The 17545-nt window shown below is 62.4% G+C and carries 26 protein-coding genes; 7 read left to right on the top strand and 19 right to left on the bottom strand.

Annotation, left to right across the window (positions count from 1 at the left end):
• Positions 1 to 11 precede the first annotated feature (11 nt).
• Genes WBK23_RS16715 through WBK23_RS16740 form a run of 6 tightly spaced genes read right to left on the bottom strand, consistent with a single transcriptional unit; the run spans position 12 to position 4394 of the window.
• Positions 12 to 569: a hypothetical protein gene (locus tag WBK23_RS16715; RefSeq protein WP_424485056.1), complete on the bottom strand. Its 558-nt coding sequence runs from the start codon at positions 567 to 569 to the stop codon at positions 12 to 14.
• Positions 566 to 1684, bottom strand: coding sequence for a beta-ketoacyl synthase N-terminal-like domain-containing protein (locus WBK23_RS16720; protein ID WP_424485057.1), 1119 nt, complete (start codon positions 1682 to 1684; stop codon positions 566 to 568). The genes WBK23_RS16715 and WBK23_RS16720 overlap by 4 nt, the downstream gene beginning before the upstream one ends.
• A complete protein-coding gene (locus WBK23_RS16725; RefSeq protein ID WP_275962216.1) occupies positions 1681 to 1947 on the bottom strand; it encodes an acyl carrier protein in 267 nt (88 codons plus the stop codon). The genes WBK23_RS16720 and WBK23_RS16725 overlap by 4 nt, the downstream gene beginning before the upstream one ends.
• Positions 1929 to 3113 carry an ABC transporter permease gene (locus WBK23_RS16730; RefSeq protein WP_424485058.1) on the bottom strand — a complete coding sequence of 395 codons (1185 nt, stop codon included), beginning with the start codon at positions 3111 to 3113 and terminating at the stop codon, positions 1929 to 1931. Before WBK23_RS16730 ends, WBK23_RS16725 begins: the two co-directional genes overlap by 19 nt.
• A complete protein-coding gene (locus WBK23_RS16735; RefSeq protein WP_424485059.1) occupies positions 3110 to 3994 on the bottom strand; it encodes an ABC transporter ATP-binding protein in 885 nt (294 codons plus the stop codon). The genes WBK23_RS16730 and WBK23_RS16735 overlap by 4 nt, the downstream gene beginning before the upstream one ends.
• Positions 3987 to 4394, bottom strand: coding sequence for a beta-hydroxyacyl-ACP dehydratase (locus WBK23_RS16740; RefSeq protein ID WP_424485060.1), 408 nt, complete (start codon positions 4392 to 4394; stop codon positions 3987 to 3989). The genes WBK23_RS16735 and WBK23_RS16740 overlap by 8 nt, the downstream gene beginning before the upstream one ends.
• 102 nt (positions 4395 to 4496) lie before the next feature.
• On the opposite strand from WBK23_RS16740, the gene WBK23_RS16745 reads away from it, so the two are divergent.
• Entirely contained in the window at positions 4497 to 5051 is a 555-nt protein-coding gene (locus tag WBK23_RS16745; RefSeq protein WP_424485061.1) for a methyltransferase family protein, read from the top strand.
• A gap of 15 nt (positions 5052 to 5066) precedes the next feature.
• On the opposite strand, the gene WBK23_RS16750 is transcribed toward WBK23_RS16745, so the two are convergent.
• Positions 5067 to 5501: a hypothetical protein gene (locus tag WBK23_RS16750; protein WP_424485062.1), complete on the bottom strand. Its 435-nt coding sequence runs from the start codon at positions 5499 to 5501 to the stop codon at positions 5067 to 5069.
• Positions 5502 to 5612: 111 nt separating this feature from the next.
• Between WBK23_RS16750 and pip the strand changes: the two genes are divergently transcribed.
• Positions 5613 to 6584 (top strand): prolyl aminopeptidase, encoded by a 972-nt coding sequence (gene pip / locus WBK23_RS16755; protein ID WP_424485063.1) that lies wholly within the window; start codon positions 5613 to 5615, stop codon positions 6582 to 6584.
• A complete protein-coding gene (gene dtd / locus WBK23_RS16760; protein WP_424485064.1) occupies positions 6581 to 7018 on the top strand; it encodes a D-aminoacyl-tRNA deacylase in 438 nt (145 codons plus the stop codon). Before pip ends, dtd begins: the two co-directional genes overlap by 4 nt.
• On the opposite strand, the gene WBK23_RS16765 is transcribed toward dtd, so the two are convergent.
• Together WBK23_RS16765 and WBK23_RS16770 are read right to left on the bottom strand one after the other, a co-directional pair.
• Positions 7015 to 7602, bottom strand: a complete 588-nt coding sequence (locus tag WBK23_RS16765; RefSeq protein ID WP_424485065.1) for a 2-hydroxychromene-2-carboxylate isomerase — start codon at positions 7600 to 7602, stop codon at positions 7015 to 7017. The two genes, dtd and WBK23_RS16765, sit on opposite strands and share 4 nt — an antisense overlap.
• Before the next feature lie 44 nt (positions 7603 to 7646).
• Positions 7647 to 8375, bottom strand: coding sequence for an SDR family oxidoreductase (locus tag WBK23_RS16770; protein ID WP_424485066.1), 729 nt, complete (start codon positions 8373 to 8375; stop codon positions 7647 to 7649).
• Between the two features lie 102 nt (positions 8376 to 8477).
• Between WBK23_RS16770 and WBK23_RS16775 the strand changes: the two genes are divergently transcribed.
• Complete coding sequence (locus WBK23_RS16775) at positions 8478 to 8975, top strand: winged helix-turn-helix transcriptional regulator (protein WP_424485067.1); 498 nt, start codon at positions 8478 to 8480, stop codon at positions 8973 to 8975.
• Here WBK23_RS16775 and WBK23_RS16780 read toward each other — a convergent pair.
• The 9 genes from WBK23_RS16780 to ubiE form a co-directional block, all read right to left on the bottom strand.
• Positions 8972 to 9679 carry a 16S rRNA (uracil(1498)-N(3))-methyltransferase gene (locus WBK23_RS16780; protein ID WP_424485068.1) on the bottom strand — a complete coding sequence of 236 codons (708 nt, stop codon included), beginning with the start codon at positions 9677 to 9679 and terminating at the stop codon, positions 8972 to 8974. The genes WBK23_RS16775 and WBK23_RS16780 overlap by 4 nt on opposite strands.
• On the bottom strand, positions 9676 to 10470 hold the full coding sequence (gene tatC / locus WBK23_RS16785; RefSeq protein ID WP_424485069.1) for a twin-arginine translocase subunit TatC: 795 nt from the start codon (positions 10468 to 10470) through the stop codon (positions 9676 to 9678). Before tatC ends, WBK23_RS16780 begins: the two co-directional genes overlap by 4 nt.
• Entirely contained in the window at positions 10467 to 10808 is a 342-nt protein-coding gene (tatB, locus tag WBK23_RS16790; RefSeq protein WP_424485070.1) for a Sec-independent protein translocase protein TatB, read from the bottom strand. The genes tatC and tatB overlap by 4 nt, the downstream gene beginning before the upstream one ends.
• A gap of 9 nt (positions 10809 to 10817) precedes the next feature.
• Entirely contained in the window at positions 10818 to 11081 is a 264-nt protein-coding gene (locus tag WBK23_RS16795; RefSeq protein WP_424485071.1) for a twin-arginine translocase TatA/TatE family subunit, read from the bottom strand.
• Positions 11082 to 11105: 24 nt separating this feature from the next.
• Entirely contained in the window at positions 11106 to 11438 is a 333-nt protein-coding gene (locus WBK23_RS16800) for a phosphoribosyl-ATP diphosphatase (protein WP_424485248.1), read from the bottom strand.
• 7 nt (positions 11439 to 11445) lie between these two features.
• Positions 11446 to 11847, bottom strand: coding sequence for a phosphoribosyl-AMP cyclohydrolase (gene hisI, locus WBK23_RS16805; protein WP_424485072.1), 402 nt, complete (start codon positions 11845 to 11847; stop codon positions 11446 to 11448).
• A 66-nt stretch (positions 11848 to 11913) separates the two neighbouring features.
• Positions 11914 to 13503 (bottom strand): ubiquinone biosynthesis regulatory protein kinase UbiB, encoded by a 1590-nt coding sequence (gene ubiB / locus WBK23_RS16810; protein ID WP_424485073.1) that lies wholly within the window; start codon positions 13501 to 13503, stop codon positions 11914 to 11916.
• Positions 13500 to 14117, bottom strand: a complete 618-nt coding sequence (locus WBK23_RS16815) for a ubiquinone biosynthesis accessory factor UbiJ (protein ID WP_424485074.1) — start codon at positions 14115 to 14117, stop codon at positions 13500 to 13502. The genes ubiB and WBK23_RS16815 overlap by 4 nt, the downstream gene beginning before the upstream one ends.
• A complete protein-coding gene (gene ubiE / locus WBK23_RS16820) occupies positions 14117 to 14887 on the bottom strand; it encodes a bifunctional demethylmenaquinone methyltransferase/2-methoxy-6-polyprenyl-1,4-benzoquinol methylase UbiE (RefSeq protein WP_424485075.1) in 771 nt (256 codons plus the stop codon). The genes WBK23_RS16815 and ubiE overlap by 1 nt, the downstream gene beginning before the upstream one ends.
• A gap of 189 nt (positions 14888 to 15076) precedes the next feature.
• On the opposite strand from ubiE, the gene WBK23_RS16825 reads away from it, so the two are divergent.
• From WBK23_RS16825 to WBK23_RS16835, 3 genes are all read left to right on the top strand, one after another.
• Positions 15077 to 15355, top strand: a complete 279-nt coding sequence (locus WBK23_RS16825; RefSeq protein ID WP_424485076.1) for a polyhydroxyalkanoic acid system family protein — start codon at positions 15077 to 15079, stop codon at positions 15353 to 15355.
• A gap of 206 nt (positions 15356 to 15561) precedes the next feature.
• On the top strand, positions 15562 to 16002 hold the full coding sequence (locus WBK23_RS16830; RefSeq protein ID WP_424485077.1) for a phasin family protein: 441 nt from the start codon (positions 15562 to 15564) through the stop codon (positions 16000 to 16002).
• A gap of 10 nt (positions 16003 to 16012) precedes the next feature.
• Positions 16013 to 16819 carry a phasin family protein gene (locus WBK23_RS16835; RefSeq protein ID WP_424485078.1) on the top strand — a complete coding sequence of 269 codons (807 nt, stop codon included), beginning with the start codon at positions 16013 to 16015 and terminating at the stop codon, positions 16817 to 16819.
• Positions 16820 to 16882: 63 nt separating this feature from the next.
• Here WBK23_RS16835 and WBK23_RS16840 read toward each other — a convergent pair whose 3' ends face one another.
• The gene (locus tag WBK23_RS16840) at positions 16883 to 17497 is read right to left on the bottom strand and encodes a TetR/AcrR family transcriptional regulator (protein ID WP_424485079.1); all 615 of its coding nucleotides are present in this window, start codon (positions 17495 to 17497) and stop codon (positions 16883 to 16885) included.
• Between the last annotated feature and the right edge of the window lie 48 nt (positions 17498 to 17545).

Consider the following 17545-nt stretch of genomic DNA (forward strand, 5'->3'; position numbering starts at 1 on the left):
TTAAGGTTGCCTTACAGCTTGATCCGCTCTACCTCGGTATCTGCCGTCAACTTGGCAAAGTTATTGGCATGTATGCCGGTCGTTGCACCGTCCAGCAACACCGCCTGCACGCAGAAATCCCCGCACTCATCGCAGACCAGCAACAGCGCCTGCTCAATCAAACCATCCTGCAAATCCAGATTGGCCAGGGCCTGCAACTGTGCCCAGACCTGTTCCCCTGCACCGATAAACAGGTTTGGCCCGTCGATACCCAGCTGCTGGGCGATGTGGAAACCGGCGGCATTGCTCACGCTATTCACAAACTCGAAAGGCTTGGGCTGTTTGTGCTGCACGCACACCGCCTCCAGCAGCGCGCCAATGGTGGCCCGCGCCGGGTGAGCGGAGGCCAGGTACAGACCGCAGTTGTTGCGTACCCGCGCTTTCAAGGGCGCGGCGGCCAGCAGGCATTGCAGGATCAAGCGGTCGATGCGCCGTGGCGGGCTGTCCAGCCATTGGCCGAGGGCTGCCTTCAACTCTTTATCACTGGTGGCGGCCAGGCCGTGGATCTCGCTGGCGGCTATGACCGTCATGCCCTTTCTCCCTGTGCGCAGCCTTGCAGAACCAGGCTGGCGTTATTGCCGCCAAAGCCGAAGAAGTTGGCCAGCAGCAGGCTGTCTGCCGCCAGGGTCTGCGGTTCTGCGCTCAGCGGCAGCATGGCCTGGCTGGCGTAGCTCACGCCGGGCAGCGGGCCGTTGTGCAGGGCCTTGAGCAGCAGCAGACTTTCACTTAGCCCACAGGCCCCCAAGGTATGCCCGAGCCAGGGTTTAAGCAGGCTCAAGGCCGGCATCTGTTCGCCATACAGCAGGCGCATGCCGTTGCTTTCGGCTTCATCGTTGGCGCTGGTGGCGGTGCCGTGCAGTTTCACCAGGTCGATCTGCGCAGACGCGCAGCCGGCGCTGTTCAGCGCCTGTTGCATCACCCCGTGGATATGGCTGCCATCTTCGCGGGTGGTGGTCAGGCTGCTGGTGTCGCAGGCGCTAAAGCCGCCGAGCAGACGCGCCAGTGGGGCGTCACCCGTCTCGCGGCTGAGCAGCACCGCGGCATAAGCTTCGCCCAGCAACAGGCCGTCACGCTCGGGGTGAAAGGGCCGATACTGGCCGCTGGGGCTGGTCAGCATCAGCGCGCCGAAACCCTGCATGGCGATGGCGCTGGGTGTCTCGAAACTCAGCACCAGGGCGCGCGCATACTGGCCGGCGTTGATCAGCCTGGCACCGTACAGCAGGCCGTTGGCGGCGCTGGTGCAGGCGGTGTTCAGGGTAAAAGCGGCGGCAAAACCCCAGCGCTGGCGCAGCTGGCTGGCGAGCAGATCCAGCGGCGTGGAATCTTCCGGGCGAAAGCCCTGCTGCTGGCGGGTCAGGGCTTCCAGCTCGCTGATATCCAGGCTGGTGCTGGCGATGATCAGCAGGCAATCGTCGAGGGCCTGGGCATCTGCGCCGAGGGTTTCGCTTAGCAGGCGATCCAGACGCTCGCTCAGGCTTTCGCCGGTTTTAGCGGCGAACAGATAAGTGCGCGGTTCATGCACTTCATGTAGCAGGAAAGTTTCACCCTGTGGCTGCTGGCCTGCCTGCAAGGCCTGGGCGGCGCTGTGCAGGTCATCGCCTAGGGCGCAATGTAGGGCGGCGCGTTGCAGGTAGATCGGGGTCACTGCTGCTGCCTGATATAGGCGGCAATGCTGGCGATTGTGCCGAGGATACGCCGTCCGTCCTTGGCACCCTCGATGCGCACGCCGTAGTGCTGTTGCAGCGCCAGGGAGACTTGCAGGGCATCCAGGCTGTCCATGGCGATACGGCTTTTCGCGCCGAACAGCGGTTCGTCATCGCTGATGCTCTGCCAGTCGATATCGTCTTCCTTGTCGCACTCGCGGATCAGCAGTTGTTTGAGTTGTTGTTCTAGTAGTGAGTGGTCCATTGCGTGCGCTGTACTCGTCGGGTGAACAGAAGCAGCCCAGCCATGCCGCACAGCGCTGCAAACAGCAGCAGGCGCGCGCAGTAGGGGGCGATGTCGGCCAGTGAGCCGTGGCCCACCAGCAGGGTGAGAAAGGCGTCCAGCGCCCAGCTCATCGGGGAAATTTCCGCCAGTTGGGCCATGGCCGCCGGCATGACGCTTTTCGGCACCATGATTCCGCCAATCGCGGCGAGGAGGATATTGATGCCGCCGCCGAGCAGCAGCGCCTGTTCGCTGCTGCGCGCCAATGCGGCGAGCAACAGGCCCAGGCTGCAGGTGGCCAGGGCGATGCTGATGGCCAGCAGCGGATAGGCCACGGCGCTGCCGGGCAGGCTTAGTGCCGGCAAGCCGAGCAGCGGCAGGCCGTAGACGCCGATGCCCAGTAGCAACACAAATTGCAGCAGGTTGATCGCCAGGTACGGCAGCAGCTTGCTCAGCACCAGGGTGCCGAGGTTTAGCCCCAGGCAGCGCAGGCGCAGCAGGGTGCCGCTCTGCTGCTCGCGCTGAAAACCGCCGGCCATCGGTAGGACCACGAAGAACATGCCGAAGATCAGCCAGGCCGGCACGCTCAGCTGGGTGGCATTGGCGCGACCGCTAAGGTCGCCGCTGGCCAGTTGTTCCTGCTCGTCGATCCGGCTCTGGGTGCGCTGCTGCACCAGTTGCAGGCGCTCGGCGCGGCTTAGTTCGGCATCCACCACGCCGCTGTCTTCCAAATAGGCCAGCAGTCGGGTTTGCGCCAGGGCGATGCTCACCGCGCTGTGCAGGCGCTGGCGCGAGAGTTTATCGAACTGCGCCGGAAAGCTCAGGCTAGGGCCCTGGTGCGGGCTTTCCAGCAATTTGTCGGAGAAGTCTGCGGGCAGGCGCACACGTGCCAGATGTTCGTCGCTGTTTGTGAGCAGCGTGCTGTCCGCCAGTTGCGCCTGCAGGGCTTCGCGGAAGAACTGGCTGGCGTCGTCGTGCGGCGCTTCGATAATCAGGCGCAGCGCCGGTGGTTTGTCCTGCATATAGCTGGACATGGCCCCGGCCATCAGCAGCAGAAACAGCGTCGGCATAATAAACAGCACGGCCAGCGCATGGGGGTCGCGCAGCAGTAACAGCACTTCCTTGCGTGCGAGCGCCCAGAGCCTCATAGCCGGCCTCTGTTAAGGCGCAGGTAGAGCTGCTCGAGCGAAGGGCGGCCGAAGCGCAGCAGATTGGGCAGGCCATCCTGGGCGGCGACAAATTCGGTGATCGCCAGCAGTTGCTGGCCATTCAGGGCGGCGATTCGCAGGCCCTTGGGCAGGGCTTCGGCCGTCAGCTGCAGGCGCGCGAGCAGTTCGCTCAGGCCTGCGGGCGCGGCGTCCGGCCATTCCAACAGCAGGCCGTGGTCGTCGCCGAGCAGCTGGCGGGTGTCCAGGTCCAGGCGCACCTGGCCTTCATGCAGCAGCAGAATGCGCTGCGCCACCCGCTCGACTTCTTCCAGGTAATGGCTGGTGTAGATCACCGCCTTGCCGTCGGCAGTCAGTTGCTCGACGGCGGCCAGCAAGTGCTGGCGACTACTGGCATCCACGCCCACGGTGGCTTCATCGAATAGATAGAGATCGGCCGGTTGCAGCAGGCCGATGGCGAAGTTCAGTCGGCGTTGTTCGCCGCCGGAGAGTTGTTCGCTGCGCCGCGTCAGTTTGTCTTCCAGGGCGCAGATATCGATGCATTGCTGCAGACGCTGACGGCGTTCGGCGCCGCGCAGGCGATACAGGTCGGCAAACAGTTCGAGGTTCTCGCCCACGTTGAGCCCGGCATAGAAAGCCAGCTGCTGCGGCACCAGGCCAAGGCTGGGCTTGCCGCTCCAGCGCAGCTCGCCCTGCTGCAGCGCCAACACGCCGCTAAGTAAGGAGAGCAGGGTGGTCTTGCCGGCACCGTTGCTGCCGAGCAGCCCCAGGCATTCACCGGCCTGCAGCTGCAGGTCGATACCCTGCAGCGCCGCGCGGCTGGTGCCTGGGTAGCTGTGGACGACATTGCGCAGCTCAAGCATGGATCAACACCAGCAGCAGTTTGCCGTCGAGAAGTAGGCGCTGGTCGCTGTGGATACTGAAGGCATACAGCGCGCCGGCGGGGCTCAGTGCCTCTTGGTTGGCGCTGACCTGCAACGCACCGCTGCGCTGCACCGGCTCGTGGTGCAGCTGCAGCTGCGAGAGCTTGCCGACCAGGGCCATTTCAATGGCATTGCGGTCGCCGTATAAGGCACCATGCGCGGCGCACAGCTGGGCCGCCGCCTCGAACAGCAGGCAGGGCGAGGCCTCGGGACCAAATGCATCGAGATAGCACCAGGCGCTTAGGCCTTGGATGCTCAGGCTGTCATGCGCCAACAGACCGTCGAGCCAGAGGGACGGGCCTTGATGGGGCAGCAGGCTGTGCAGTTGGGTGCGATCCATTGCGGGCGGCCGAGACGAAGAGGTCGGCAGTGTAACAGAGGGGCTACAACGCACGCAGCGCTTGGCTTTGACGGACTATCGGACGGAGTTGGAGAGGGCTTTATGGCGTGGTTGCAGGGGTTGGCTTTTGTGCTGGGGACGCTGCTGTTGCTGGCGTTGTCCTGGCGTTCGTTGCGCCGTCCGCAGTCCCATGGCTTCTATCGCTTCTTCGCCTGGGAGGCGATTCTGGCTTTGCTGGTGCTTAACGGACCGGTCTGGTTTGTCGACCGTTTTGCTCTGCACCAGCGCCTGTCCTGGCTGCTGCTGTTCGCGTCCTTGCTGCTGCTGTTTGCCGGCCTTTATCAGCTACGGCGCATGGGTCGTCCGGATGGGAAGCGCACGGACGCCGAGCTGTTCGCCTTCGAGCGCACCTCGCAGTTGGTGACCAGCGGCATCTTCCGCTTGATCCGCCACCCGCTGTACGCCTCGCTGCTGTTGCTGGCCTGGGGTGTGGCCTGCAAACAGCCGAATAGTCTGAGCTGGATATTGGCGCTGCTGGCCAGCCTGGCGCTGTGGTTGACCGCCAAGCGCGACGAGGCCGAATGCCTGGTGCAGTTCGGCGAGGCGTATCGCGTCTATATGCAGCGCAGCAAGATGTTTATCCCCTGGTTGTTCTAATCCGTAGCTCAACCGTTATTCCCAGCTCAGCCGCGCCAGCTTCCACTCATCGCCTTCCAGCCACCATTCCATCCTCACGCTGTAGTGGCGCGCGCTGTCGGGGATCAGGCCCTCGGCGCCGGCCAGGGCGACTTGGGCCTCGGTGTGGCCTTTTTCGCGGTAGGTCGGGTCGATCTGGCTGCTCTTGCTCAGGGCCAGCACCTTGATGTTCTTGTGGCGCATAAACAGCAACAGCATGGTGCGCTGCGCCCACTCGCGGTCGAACTGCTGCTGAGCGGAGAACTGCGGGTGTAGCTGGTCGAGTACCGCGCTGTTCTGCTTCGCCTCGAGGTTGTCCTGCAGTTGCTGCACGGCGGCTTCCAGCGCCGCCTGCGGGTCATCCTGGCCGCCGCAGCCGGCGAGCAGTGCGCAAAGCATTACAAAAGATAAGGCAAATAATCGGCTTGGCATGCTCGCTCCTGTCTCATGGTCCTGTTTCATGGTTATGATGCCCGGCAGAGTGTAGGCCGCTAGCGACACGTGTCAGGCCGCCAACGCTACGCATCTATTCAGGAGCATGCCATGCAGACCTTGTATCCGGAGATTAAACCCTACGCCCGTCATGAGCTGGCGGTGCAGTCGCCGCATGTGCTGTATGTCGACGAGAGTGGTTCGCCGGATGGTCTGCCCGTGGTGTTTATCCATGGTGGCCCGGGTGCCGGTTGCGACGCCGCCAGCCGGCGCTATTTCGACCCTAACCTGTACCGCATCGTTACCTTCGATCAGCGTGGCTGTGGCCGTTCCACCCCGCACGCCAGCCTGGAAAACAACACCACCCAGGCCCTGATCGCCGACATGGAGCTTATCCGCGAGCACCTCGGCATCGACAAATGGGTGCTGTTCGGTGGCTCCTGGGGTTCGACCCTGGCGCTGGCTTACGCTCAGGCCCATCCGCAGCGCGTGCATGGGTTGATTCTGCGCGGCATCTTCCTCTGCCGCCCGCAGGAGTTTCAGTGGTTCTATCAGGAAGGGGCCAGTCGGTTGTTCCCCGATTACTGGGAAGACTACCTCGCGCCAATTCCAGCGGACGAACGCGGCGACCTGATGCAGGCGTTCTACAAGCGCCTGACCGGGCCCGACCAGATTGCCCAGATGCATGCGGCCAAGGCTTGGTCGACCTGGGAAGGGCGCACCGCCACCCTGCGCCCCAACCCGCAGGTGGTCGACCGTTTCAGCGAGGCGCACCGGGCGCTGTCGATCGCCCGCATCGAATGCCATTACTTCGTCAACAACGCCTTCCTTGAGCCCGATCAGCTGCTGCGCGATGTGCCGAAGATCGCCCATCTACCCGGGGTGATCGTGCATGGTCGCTACGACGTGATCTGTCCGTTGGACAACGCCTGGGCGCTGCACCAGGCCTGGCCCAACAGTGAGCTGCAGATCATCCGCGACGCCGGCCATTCGGCGGCCGAGACCGGGATCACCGATGCCCTGGTGCGAGCGGCCGATGAACTGGCGCGACGCCTGCTCAACCTGGCACCGGACGAAGCATGAAGGCACTGATTCAGCGCGTTCGTGGTGCACGGGTGGAGGTGGCGGGTGAGGTGGTTGGCGCGATTGATCAGGGCCTGCTGGCGCTGGTCGGCGTCGAGCCGCAGGACACTCCTGCCAGCGTCGCAAAAATCCTGCACAAGCTGCTCAATTACCGCGTATTCAGCGATGCCGCCGGCAAGATGAACCTGTCGCTTAGCGACGTCGGCGGCGGCTTGCTGCTGGTGTCGCAATTCACTCTGGCCGCCGATACCAAGGGCGGCCTGCGTCCAAGTTTCTCCAGCGCTGCGCCGCCGGCTCTGGGGGCTGAACTGTTCGAATTGCTGGTCGAGCAGGCTCGGGCCAAGCACCCACAGGTCGCCACCGGGGAGTTCGGTGCCGATATGCAGGTGCATCTGGTTAATGACGGGCCGGTGACCTTTCTGCTGGAAAGCTAGCGCGCCAGGGCTTCGGCAACGAAGTCCAATCGATCCTGACCGAAGTGCATCTCGCTGCCGACGAAGAAGGTTGGTGCGCCAAATACCCCGCGCTTGACCGCTTCCTCGGTGTTGGCCTTGAGCCGCTCCTTGACCGCCTCATCGCTGACCAGGCGCTCGAACTCGACCGGGTCGAAGCCGGCGGCGCTCAGTACTTCGGCAACCACTTCGGGCTTGCCGAGGTTCTTCTGCTGCACCCATAGCGCTTCGAAGATGGTCTGCACATAGAGCGTGAAACGATCGTTGTCGAGATAACCGGCCGCGCCGCGCATCAGCGTCAGGGTGTTGATCGGGAAGTTCGGATTGAAGTTCATCGGCGCGCCATAACGGCGGGCAAAGCGTGCCAGATCCTTGAGCATCCAGGCACCCTTGCTCGGGATCATGACCGGTGACTGGTTGCCGGTGGCCTTGAATACGCCACCGAGCAGCATCGGCCGCCAGACGATCTGCGCCCCGGCCGCGCTGGCAATGCGCGGTAACTGGGTCCAGGCCAGGTAGCTGGCCGGGCTGCCGAAATCGAAAAAGAACTCTAGGGTTTTGCTCATTGCATGCTCCTCAAGGAGGTCTTGTTATTGGCTGGGCGTGCTGTTTAAAACGTTTCGCTCCAGGGGCGCAGATCCAGCTCATGCACCCAGCAATCGCGGGGTTGGCAATGGATCTGCCAGTAGGTGTCGGCAATGTGTTCAGGGTTGAGGATGCCGTCCTGATCCTTGAGCTGGTACAGCTGGGGGAAGGTGTCGCGGATAAACGCGGTGTCGATGGCTCCGTCGATAATCGGGTGGGCGACATGCAGGCCCTTGGGGCCGAGTTCGCGGGCCATGCTCTGGGCAAGCGCGCGCAGGGCGAACTTGGCACTGGCAAAGGCGGAAAAATTCGCCCGGCCACGCAACGAGGCGGTGGCCCCGGTAAAGATGATGGTGCCCTGAGCGCGCGGCAGCATGACCTTGGCCGCCTCACGGCCAGTGAGGAAACCAGCCAGTGCGGCCATTTCCCAGACCTTGCGGTAGACCCGTTCGGTGGTCTCGGTGATGGAGAACTGCACGTTCGCGCCGATGTTGAAGATCACCGCATGCAGCGGGCCGACCTCGCGCTCGATGGTGCTGAACAGCTCGACTACCTGTTCCTCGACCCGCGCGTCACAGCCAAAGGCGCGCGCGCTGCCGCCTGCGGCTTCGATCTCGCTGACCAGTTGCGTCAGCTTGTCGGCATTACGCCGTGCCACGCAGGCCACATAGCCCTCGCGGGCGAAACGTTTGGCGATGGCACCGCCGGTGGCGTCACCGGCACCCACCACCAGGATTGCTTTGCGTTCGGTCATTGCAGTTCTCCGTCAGTTCTATTTTGGAACCTGGCCTGATAGTCGGTTCCATTTTGGAACCTGTCAAGCTATGGTGAGCCATCGCGACATGGAGACTGCACAATGCGCTGGGAAGAACTCGAGCAACAACCCTGCTCTTTAGCCCGCACGTTATCGGTGGTGGGTGACCGCTGGACGCTGCTGGTGCTGCGGGAAAGCTTCCTCGGCATCCGCCGTTTCGACGAGTTTGAGAAACGCCTGGGCATTACCCGCCACGTGCTGGCCGATCGCCTGAAAAAGCTGGTGGAGACTGGGGTGCTGGAGAAAGTGGCCTACCAGCAGCGCCCGCTGCGCGAGGAGTATCGGCTGACCGCCAAGGGCCGCGATCTCTACCCGGCCATCATGGCGCTGGTGAATTGGGGTGACCGCCATATGAGCGGTGCCGAGGGCGCGCCGATCGAGCATATCCACCGCAGCTGCGGTCAGCGCATGCACGGCGTGCTGGTGTGTTCCGATTGTGGTGAGCCGTTGGCCCCGGGCGATGTGCTGCTGCGCGAAGCGCCAGCGCTCAAGGGCCAGCTATTGCCGGCGCATTGGCATGCCAGGCAAGCACAGGCTTAGAACAAGCGAGCAAGCAGCGCGGTGACCGCGGTTTCCACCCGCAGAATGCGCTCGCCGAGCTGCACCGGTTGCAGGCCGGCTTCCTGCAGTTTTTCCACTTCGTAGGGGATCCAGCCGCCTTCCGGGCCAATGGCCAGGGTCACCGGCTGTTCGACCGCGCGCGGGCAGGCGGGATATGCGCCGGGGTGGCCAATCAGGCCGAGGCTGCCGGCGGCCAGTTGTGGCAACTGGTCTTCGACGAAGGGCTTGAAGCGTTTCTCGATGATGATTTCCGGCAGCACGGTGTCGCGCGCTTGCTCCAGGCCGAGAATCAGCTGTTCGCGGATCGCCGCCGGCTCGAGGAAGGGGGTTTGCCAGAAGCTTTTTTCCACCCGGTAGCTGTTCAGCAGGATCAGCCTGGGCACGCCCATGGCGCTGACAGTCTGTAGCACGCGACGGAGCATCTTCGGTCGTGGCAGGGCCAGCAGCAGGGTCAGTGGCAGTTTGGCCGGTGGCGGCTGATCGAGTTGGATCGACAGTTCGGCCTGGTCGGCCTCCAGGCGCAGCAATTGGCCGCTGCCCATTCGGCCATTCAGGCGACCGACCCGCAGGCTGTCGCCGGCCTCGGCGCGGTGCACTTCATGCAGGTGCTTTAGGCGACGGCCACTGAGCAGCACGCGGTCATCGGCAATAAAGTCGCCGTCTTCCAGCAGCAGCAGGTTCACGGCAGTGGGGCTGGCGGCTGGTCTTTGGCTTCTGCTGCGGTTTCGTCCGGCTCATGCTCGTCGTGTCGCTTGATCATGCTGCCGCACAGCAGGCCGGCCTCGAACAGCAGCCACATGGGCACGGCCAGCAGGGTCTGCGAGAAGATGTCCGGCGGTGTCAGCACCATGCCGACCACGAAGCAGCCGACGATCACATGCGGCCGGCTCTTGCGCAGGGTGTCGACGTCGACGATACCGACCCAGATCAGCAGGAAGGTCGCGACCGGGATCTCGAAGGCCACGCCAAAGGCGAAGAACAGGGTGAGGACGAAGTCCAGGTATTCGTTGATGTCGGTCATCATCGCCACGCCTTCGGGGGTCACGCTGGCGAAGAAGTGGAAGATGATCGGGAACACCAGGAAATAGGCGAAGGCCATGCCGCCGTAGAACAGGAAGATGCTGGAGACCAGCAGCGGCACGGCGATGCGCTTCTCATGCTTGTACAGGCCCGGCGCGATAAAGCCCCAGATCTGATGCAGAATCACCGGTACGCTAAGAAACAGGGCGATCCAGGCGGTGAGCTTGAATGGGGTGAGAAACGGCGAGGCCACGCCGGTGGCGATCATCGTCGCGCCTTCCGGCAGGTAGGCCCGCAGCGGCGCGGAAACGATGGTGTAGATGTCCTGGGCGAAGTAGAACAGCCCGCCGAACAGCAGCAGTACCGATACCACGCAGCGCAGTAGGCGCGAACGCAGTTCGGTCAGGTGCGACACCAGGGGCATTTCCTGGTCGCTTTCCGGTCGTCGACTCATGGTTGTGGGGTCTTGTTCTGGCTGGCGATGGTGGGCGGCAGGCTGGTGTCGGCCGGGGCCACGCTGTTTTCTACGGGGGTGGCGGGGGCGATAAGGCTCTGCTTCATCGCCTGCATTTCCCGCTCCAGGTCGAGAATCTGCTCGTTATGCAGTTGCCGGCGAATTTCGTCGGCACCGATCTCGCGCTCCACTTCCTGCTTGATCGACAGGAAGCTGCGTTTGATCCGGCCGATCCACAGGCTCGCGGTGCGTATGGCACCGGGCAGGCGATCCGGGCCGAGCACCACCAGGGCGACTACGCCCACCAGCACTAACTCGGAAAAGCCGATATCGAACATGGCGTGGACTCAGTCTTTACGGGCGGGTTCTTCGACTTTTTGCGCGTGTCCGTCGATGGTCTGCGGCTGGTGCAGCGGGGCAGCTTGTGCCTGCTGTACCGGGGCTGGCTGCGGCTCGGCTTTGTCCGCGTCCTCGTCAGTGTTCATGGCCTTGCGGAAACCCTTGATGGTTTCGCCCAGGTCAGAGCCGAGGTTCTTCAGCTTCTTGGTGCCGAACACCAGGATCACCACGATAAGAATGACTACCCAGTGTTTCCAATCGAAAATACCCATGAACGGCGCTCCTCGTAAGATTGATTAATTGGTGTCGCGCGCGGCTTTTTCCGCGTGCCCGGACAGGCCGAAACGCCGGTCCAGTTCATCCAGTACCGCCTGCGGGTGCTGCCCTAAGGCGGCCAGCATGACCAGACTGTGGAACCACAGGTCGGCGGTTTCGTAGATCAGGTCGCTGCAATCGCCACTGACCTCAGCATCCTTGGCGGCGAGGATGGTTTCCACCGACTCCTCACCAACTTTCTCCAAAATCTTGTTCAGGCCCTTGTGGTACAGGCTGGCGACATAGGAGCTGTCGGCGGCCGCGCCCTTGCGCGACTCCAGCACTGCGGCCAGGCGGCTCAGGGTGTCAGTCATGGCCGAATCACTCATGTTTATGTCCTGCTGCATAAATGGCGTGCGGGTCTTTCAGCACGGCGTCGACGATCTTCCACTCGGCGTTGTCGTAGACCCGATAGAAGCAGCTCTCGCGACCGGTGTGGCAGGCGATACCGCCCAGCTGCTCGACCATCAGGATGATCACGTCGGCGTCGCAATCCAGGCGCAGTTCGTGCAGTTTCTGCACATGGCCGGACTCCTCGCCCTTGCGCCACAGCTTGCCACGCGAACGTGACCAGTAGATGGCGCGCTGTTCGGCAGCGGTCAGGCTCAAGGCCTCGCGGTTCATCCAGGCCATCATCAGCACGCGGCCGGTCTTGTGGTCCTGGGCGATCGCCGGCACCAGGCCGTCGCTGTTCCAATTGATGTCGTCGAGCCAGTCAGTCATTACGCATTCCGCCCCGCAGGGCTTGTTCAATTATTGAGCCAGTGTGCCAGTGCGCACTCGCGCTGGCTATCGGCGCAGCACCAGATAGAGTCCGCCCGTGAGCATCAGCCAACTTGGCCAGGCCACCAGGCTGAGTAGCAGGCCCTGGCTGACGGCCCCGCCGATCAGCGCGGCACCGAGCAAACGCGCTGGCCATTGTCGGCTCGGCTCAGGCTGCTGCTGGCGGATCACCGGCTGCTGGTTGAGACGCTCCAGGGTGTCGCGGGCGATCTGCGACAGGTGTGGCACTTGCTCGGCCTGCTGTTGCAGGTTGCGCAGCAGGTGCAGCGGGCTGATGCGTTCGCGCATCCAGCGTTCGAGGAACGGTTGGGCGGTGCTCCACAGGTCCAGGTCCGGGTACAGCTGACGGCCCAGGCCTTCGATATTCAGCAGGGTCTTCTGCAACAACACCAGTTGCGGCTGCACTTCCATATTGAAGCGTCGTGCGGTCTGGAACAGGCGCAGCAGCACCTGGCCGAAGGAGATGTCCTTCAGCGGTTTCTCGAAGATTGGCTCGCACACGGTGCGGATCGCCGCCTCGAAGTCATTGATCTTGGTTTCTGCCGGTACCCAGCCCGAGTCGATATGCAGCTGCGCCACGCGGCGGTAATCGCGCTTGAAGAAGGCGATCAGGTTGCGCGCCAGATAGTCCTGATCTTCGGCGGTGAGGCTGCCGATAATGCCGCAGTCGATCGCAATGTATTGCGGGTTCCACGGTGTGCGCGTGCTGACGAAGATATTGCCGGGGTGCATGTCGGCATGGAAGAAACTGTCGCGGAATACCTGGGTGAAGAAGATCTCCACGCCGCGTTCAGCCAGCAGTTTCATATCGGTACGCTGGTCGGCCAGAGTTTCCAGGTCGGTGACCTGGATGCCGTAGATGCGCTCCATCACCAGCACCTTTGGCCGGCAATAGTCCCAGTACACCTGCGGCACATAGAGCAGCGGCGAACCTTCGAAGTTGCGCCGCAGCTGGCTGGCGTTGGCGGCCTCGCGCAGCAGGTCGAGTTCGTCGTAGATGGTCTTTTCGTAGTCGCTGACTACTTCCACCGGGCGCAGGCGGCGCGCATCAGCGGAGGATTTTTCCGCCAGTTTGGCCAGCAAAAACAGCCAGGCGATGTCCTGTTCGATAACCGGTTTCAGGCCGGGGCGAATGACTTTGACCACCACCTCTTCGCCGCTTTTCAGCTGCGCGGCATGCACCTGGGCGACGGAGGCCGAGGCCAGCGGCTGAGTATCAAAACGGGCAAATACCTCGCCGACCTTGGCACCCAGCTGCGATTCGATCAGGGCCAGCGCCTTGGCCGGATCGAAAGGCGGCACCTGATCCTGCAGCTTGGCCAGTTCGTCGGCTATGTCTGGCGGCAGCAGGTCGCGGCGGGTGGAAAGCAGTTGGCCGAACTTGATAAAGATCGGCCCCAGCTCTTCCAGCGCCAGACGCAGGCGTGCGCCGCGCGACAGCAGCAGATCGCGGCGTGGCAGCCAGCGCCAGGGCAGGGCATAGCGCAGTATGCGCGCCCACAATGGCAGCGGCAGGGCGAACAACAGGTCGTCCAGCTGGTAGCGAATGACTACGCGCTGAATACGCAACAGACGGCGAACGGCAAGCAGCTTCATGCGATGGGCTTATGGCGTTGGGCGAGGCGCTCGATGCGCGCGTCGAGGCGGTCGAGGGACAGTTTCAGGTGGTCCAATTCGTCGAAGCGCGCATCGGCTTCGCGCTGGCCCACCAGGCTGCGGGATTCTTCACTGAGGTAATCAGCCAGGTTCAGGCGTAGGCTGTCGAGCGCCTGGCTGCTCCAGTTCACCCGGCTGCGCAGATGGCCGCCGAGCAGTTGGCTGCCGACCGGGCCGAGCCAGCGCGACAGCTCGTATTCCCAGTCCAGTTCGAGATCCTGAAGAATCCCGGCCAGCTCCAGCAGGACGGCGCTGTCGCCATCCAGGCTGACGTCCGGGCTGTGCAGGATGCTGGTTTTGTCTTTGCTGGTGGCCAGGCGCAACAGGCTGGCGGCAGGTGCGCGCAAACGGCAATCCGCTTCGCCGGCCCACTGCGCAGCGAGTTGCAAGCCAGTGGCGCTGGGCAGAATAAACAGCTGCAGATTCGGCGCGGCGCACTCGACCGCAATCACTTTGCCGCTCAAGCGCGCCAGGCGCGGCAGCGCCGTGCTGTCCATGGCCAATACCCGGTTAAGGCCGAGTTCGACCCCGGCCAGCAGCCCGGTGAGCAGCATCAGGGCTTGATGCCGCGGTGCAGGGCGACGATGCCGCCGGTCATGTTGTGGTAGGTCACGCGCTCGAAACCGGCTTCGACCATCATCGCTTTAAGCGTGTCCTGATCCGGGTGCATGCGGATTGACTCGGCCAGGTAGCGGTAGCTTTCGGCGTCGTTGGTGATCAGCTTGCCGGCCAGCGGCATGAACTTGAACGAATAGGCGTCGTAGAACTTCGACAGCAGCGGGCTGGACGGTTTGGAGAATTCCAGCACCAACAGCCGGCCGCCCGGCTTGAGCACCCGCAGCATGGAGCGGATGGCATCTTCCTTATGGGTGACGTTGCGCAGGCCGAAGGCGATGGTGACCACGTCGAAATGGTTGTCCGGAAACGGCAGCTTTTCCGCATCGGCCTGGACGAAGCTGACGTTGCCGGCCACGCCCTTGTCGAGCAGGCGATCACGGCCGACGCGCAGCATCGATTCGTTGATATCGGCCAGCACCACTTCGCCGGTCGGGCCGACCAGGGCGGAGAATTTGCGGGTCAGGTCACCGGTGCCGCCGGCGATATCCAGCACCCGGTTGCCGCTGCGCACGCCGGACAGTTCGATGGTGAAACGCTTCCACAGACGGTGCATGCCGCCGGACAGCACATCGTTCATCAGGTCGTACTTGGCCGCCACCGAATGAAAGACTTCGGCGACCTTATCGGCCTTCTGGCTTTCCGGCACACTCTGGAAACCAAAGTGTGTGGTGGGTTCGCTGTCGCTGCTCTTGCGCGGGTCGTTCATCGTGCCCTTTCCTAAAACACAGAGGCTGAATCAAAGTGGCGGCCATTCTAAACCCAAAAAGCGCTTGCGGGCGCAGGCCGGTAAGCGCAGACGAAAAACTGGGCGTGCTGGTGTGTGTGCAGCTTGCCGCAGACAGCCTTGCTATAGTCTCGCGACCTAAGGTCGCAGTTAACTGGCGAGGAGAATGCCATGGCCAAAATCAGTGTTGAACGTTCCCATAACCTCGGTCGCGAAGTTGCCCGGGAAAAGGCCGAAGAACTGGCCGAGCGCCTGGCGCGCGAATACGACGTGCGTTATCGCTGGAATGGCGACACCCTGGAGTTCAAGCGCAGTGGTGCGGATGGGCGTATCGAAGTGCATGAACACAGCGTGCGCGTGCAGCTCAGCCTGGGTCTGCTGCTGTCGGCCATGAGCGGCAGCATCAAGCGTGAGATCGAAGAGGTGCTGGATAAGAATCTGCAGGCGTAAGGTGTCGCCTGACGACCCCTAGGCAGTTTTTTGATGGCCTGCCATCCCTGGCAGCCCCCCTTCGGGCCGTCGCTGCGCAACGTTAAAAACTGCTCCCGGCAGTTTTTTCTCACGCTTAGTATGCGGTTTCTAATTTTCATCGATACCGTGCAGCTAAGCCTGCATTCCGTGGGCGTTTCCTCGAAACATTTAGAGTGAGGTGCACCATGTCGAAAGTTGCCGTTAAAAAGAAAGCCGTCGTTGAAGAAACCAGCAGCGTGCTGAGCGACGCAAAAGTTTACGCCCGCAAGATCTGGTTGGCTGGCCTGGGTGCCTACGCCAAAGCCGGTCAAGAAGGTTCCGAGTACTTCAAAGAGCTCGTGAAGAGCGGCGAAGGCGTTGAAAAACAAGGCAAAAAACTGGTCAACGAACAAGTTGAAGCCGCCAACAGCCAAATCGACAGCGTTAAGAGCACTGTCACCAGCAACGTCAGCAGCGTCAAAGGCAAGGTTGAAGTGCAACTCGACAAGATCGAGAAAGCCTTCGACAACCGTGTTGCCAGCGCCCTGAACCGCATCGGTATCCCGTCCAAGCAGGATGTTGAAGCACTCTCTGCTAAGCTGGATGAGCTGAGCGCGTTGCTCGAGCACGTCGCGCGTACCAAGTAAGGAGAGCAGGATGGCTGTCAAAAAGAAAACCGAAAAGCAAACCACTTCCTGGATCGGCGAAGTAGAAAAATACTCGCGTCAAATCTGGCTGGCTGGTTTGGGTGCCTACTCCAAGGTCAGCAAGGACGGCAACAAGCTGTTCGACACGCTGGTCAAGGATGGCGAAAAAGCTGAGAAGCAAGCCAAGACCGAAGTCGACAAACAAGTTGGCGCAGTGAAGTCCACCGTGGGTTCAACAGTGGGCTCGGCCAAGTCGAAAGTCGATGAAGTCAAAGACAAGGCTATTGGCAAGTGGGGCGAGCTGGAAGAAGCCTTTGACAAGCGTCTGAACAATGCCATTTCGCGCCTCGGTGTACCGAGCCGCAATGAAGTGAAAGCACTCAACGCCAAAGTCGAAAGCCTGACCAAGCAGATTGAGAAACTCACCGGCGTATCGGTGAGCTCGGTCAAGCCTGCCGTCAAGAAGGTGGCTGCCAAGCCTGCCGCTAAACCTGCTGCCAAGCCGGTTGCCAAAGCTGCGGCTAAGCCAGCGGCCAAACCTGCTGCTAAGCCTGCCGCTAAACCGGTAGCCAAAGCCGCGGCCAAGCCTGCTGCTAAACCCGCTGCCAGGCCGGTTGCCAAAGCTGTGGCTAAGCCAGCCGCCAAACCTGCTGCCAAGCCAGTAGCCAAGCCTGCTGCTAAACCGGCAGTCAAAGCGGCAGCTAAGCCGGCACCGGCCAAGCCCGTAGCCGCCAAGCCGGTTGCTCCGGCGGTGGCTGCTGCGCCTGCTGCGGTAGCCGCTCCTGCTGCACCCGTGACACCTGCCGCCCAGTCGTAAGACGCGCAGCAGTCAACGCAAACGCCCGGCCTAGTGCCGGGCGTTTGCGTTTATACGGGCGGGTTAATCGTCCAGATAACGCTGCGCCAGGTGTTCGGCGGCGTAGCGCGATTCTTCGGCCAGGTGCGGGGCCACGAGCATCATCACCTGGTACACCACCAGACGGCTTTCGCCTTCGCGACCGATGATGCGCTGATAGTCGAGGGAGAACAGCAGGGTCATGGTGATCTGCTCGACCAGCTGGCCGAGCGCCTGGGTATCGCTTTGCAGCTGATCGTGGCTGTGCAGCTGCGCCAGTAGCTCGGCCAGCGCACGCTTCAGGCTATTCAGCCAATGGCGCATGCCGCGTTCCAGTTTGGGCAGGCGACTGGTCAGGTTGGACAGGTCCTGGAACAGGAAGCGGTAGTGGGCCAGGCGTTCGACGATCAGGTGCAGAAACAGCCAATAGTCTTCGACATCCAGCTGTACGTCTTCCGGCGGCGTCAGCAATGGTGCCAGCTCGGCCTGGAAGTGCTCGAACAGACCGAGAACCAGCGGTTCCTTGCCGTGGAAGTGGTAGTACAGGTTGCCCGGGCTGATGCCCAGCTCGTTGGCGATTTCCAGGGTGGAGACGTTGGGTTCGCCCTTCTGATTGAACAGCAGCAGGGCACATTCGAGGATTCTGTCGCGGGTTTTCATCCGGTCTTCTTATTCTGGCCGCGTTAAGGGTGAAGGTCGCCGGCCGCA

The sequence above is a fragment of the Pseudomonas sp. genome (assembly GCF_049653025.1).
In the GTDB taxonomy this organism is placed as follows: Bacteria; Pseudomonadota; Gammaproteobacteria; order Pseudomonadales; family Pseudomonadaceae; genus Aquipseudomonas.

Bases quoted from the DNA above. Each gene is read 5' to 3' on its own strand.
- WBK23_RS16715 (WP_424485056.1), bottom strand. From the start codon at position 569: ATGACGGTCATAGCCGCCAGCGAGATCCACGGCCTGGCCGCCACCAGT.
- WBK23_RS16725 (WP_275962216.1), bottom strand. From the start codon at position 1,947: ATGGACCACTCACTACTAGAACAACAACTCAAACAACTGCTGATCCGC.
- WBK23_RS16730 (WP_424485058.1), bottom strand. From the start codon at position 3,113: ATGAGGCTCTGGGCGCTCGCACGCAAGGAAGTGCTGTTACTGCTGCGC.
- WBK23_RS16735 (WP_424485059.1), bottom strand. From the start codon at position 3,994: ATGCTTGAGCTGCGCAATGTCGTCCACAGCTACCCAGGCACCAGCCGC.
- WBK23_RS16740 (WP_424485060.1), bottom strand. From the start codon at position 4,394: ATGGATCGCACCCAACTGCACAGCCTGCTGCCCCATCAAGGCCCGTCC.
- WBK23_RS16745 (WP_424485061.1), top strand. From the start codon at position 4,497: ATGGCGTGGTTGCAGGGGTTGGCTTTTGTGCTGGGGACGCTGCTGTTG.
- WBK23_RS16750 (WP_424485062.1), bottom strand. From the start codon at position 5,501: ATGCCAAGCCGATTATTTGCCTTATCTTTTGTAATGCTTTGCGCACTG.
- pip (WP_424485063.1), top strand. From the start codon at position 5,613: ATGCAGACCTTGTATCCGGAGATTAAACCCTACGCCCGTCATGAGCTG.
- dtd (WP_424485064.1), top strand. From the start codon at position 6,581: ATGAAGGCACTGATTCAGCGCGTTCGTGGTGCACGGGTGGAGGTGGCG.
- WBK23_RS16765 (WP_424485065.1), bottom strand. From the start codon at position 7,602: ATGAGCAAAACCCTAGAGTTCTTTTTCGATTTCGGCAGCCCGGCCAGC.
- WBK23_RS16770 (WP_424485066.1), bottom strand. From the start codon at position 8,375: ATGACCGAACGCAAAGCAATCCTGGTGGTGGGTGCCGGTGACGCCACC.
- WBK23_RS16775 (WP_424485067.1), top strand. From the start codon at position 8,478: ATGCGCTGGGAAGAACTCGAGCAACAACCCTGCTCTTTAGCCCGCACG.
- tatC (WP_424485069.1), bottom strand. From the start codon at position 10,470: ATGAGTCGACGACCGGAAAGCGACCAGGAAATGCCCCTGGTGTCGCAC.
- tatB (WP_424485070.1), bottom strand. From the start codon at position 10,808: ATGTTCGATATCGGCTTTTCCGAGTTAGTGCTGGTGGGCGTAGTCGCC.
- WBK23_RS16795 (WP_424485071.1), bottom strand. From the start codon at position 11,081: ATGGGTATTTTCGATTGGAAACACTGGGTAGTCATTCTTATCGTGGTG.
- WBK23_RS16800 (WP_424485248.1), bottom strand. From the start codon at position 11,438: ATGACTGACACCCTGAGCCGCCTGGCCGCAGTGCTGGAGTCGCGCAAG.
- hisI (WP_424485072.1), bottom strand. From the start codon at position 11,847: ATGACTGACTGGCTCGACGACATCAATTGGAACAGCGACGGCCTGGTG.
- ubiB (WP_424485073.1), bottom strand. From the start codon at position 13,503: ATGAAGCTGCTTGCCGTTCGCCGTCTGTTGCGTATTCAGCGCGTAGTC.
- WBK23_RS16815 (WP_424485074.1), bottom strand. From the start codon at position 14,117: ATGCTGCTCACCGGGCTGCTGGCCGGGGTCGAACTCGGCCTTAACCGG.
- ubiE (WP_424485075.1), bottom strand. From the start codon at position 14,887: ATGAACGACCCGCGCAAGAGCAGCGACAGCGAACCCACCACACACTTT.
- WBK23_RS16825 (WP_424485076.1), top strand. From the start codon at position 15,077: ATGGCCAAAATCAGTGTTGAACGTTCCCATAACCTCGGTCGCGAAGTT.
- WBK23_RS16830 (WP_424485077.1), top strand. From the start codon at position 15,562: ATGTCGAAAGTTGCCGTTAAAAAGAAAGCCGTCGTTGAAGAAACCAGC.
- WBK23_RS16835 (WP_424485078.1), top strand. From the start codon at position 16,013: ATGGCTGTCAAAAAGAAAACCGAAAAGCAAACCACTTCCTGGATCGGC.
- WBK23_RS16840 (WP_424485079.1), bottom strand. From the start codon at position 17,497: ATGAAAACCCGCGACAGAATCCTCGAATGTGCCCTGCTGCTGTTCAAT.